We start from the raw sequence: 607 nt of genomic DNA on the forward strand, positions 1-607 counted from the left end.
AGCGCTATCCGTGAAGCAACAATCTTTTTCTTCATGGGTAATGAATTGTTATCACTTTTAGAAAACGCTGGACGTATGGGAATCCCACTTCCACAAGCTTTGACAAACGCGGTTGAAATTTTAGGTGGTAAACAAAAACAAGATGATAAAAAGGGAGATGTTCAATAATGAAAAAACATATTATCGATATTTCAAAATGGAATGACAGTATTAATTGGGATGTATTAGCTCCTCAAGTTAGTTTAGGGATTTGCCGTGTTCAATATGGATCAGATACAGTAGATGGATTATATAAACAACATGTAGCACAATTAGAGAAACGTGGCATTCCACATGCTGCCTATGCGTATGGATGCTATGTTTCTGTTAATGATGCAATTGTGGAAGCGAACGATTTTATGAAAAGAACAAATTCAAATGCTAAATTCTTAGTGCTAGATTGTGAGGATGATACATTAAAAAGTTGTGGCCCCGACAATCTAGCAGCTGCTTCTCAAGCTTTTATTGATACATGTAAAGCGGCAGGTTGGAAAGTCGGATTTTATGTATCACATCATATGTACAATCAATATGGTTTAAATAAGGTGAAAGCAGACTTTTTATGGAT

2 protein-coding genes are annotated in these 607 nt (G+C 35.6%); both read left to right on the forward strand.

Annotated elements, in window-relative coordinates:
* Positions 1–168 (forward strand): phage holin family protein (locus U860_RS0130730; protein WP_029953232.1); only part of this gene is annotated, 168 nt, incomplete at its 5' end.
* Positions 168–607: GH25 family lysozyme (locus tag U860_RS0130735; RefSeq protein WP_025151464.1), on the forward strand; the 440-nt coding region annotated here is incomplete at its 3' end. The genes U860_RS0130730 and U860_RS0130735, both read left to right, overlap by 1 nt.

The sequence above is a fragment of the Bacillus sp. H1a genome (assembly GCF_000633475.1).
In the GTDB taxonomy this organism is placed as follows: Bacteria; Bacillota; Bacilli; order Bacillales; family Bacillaceae_G; genus Bacillus_A; species Bacillus_A paramycoides.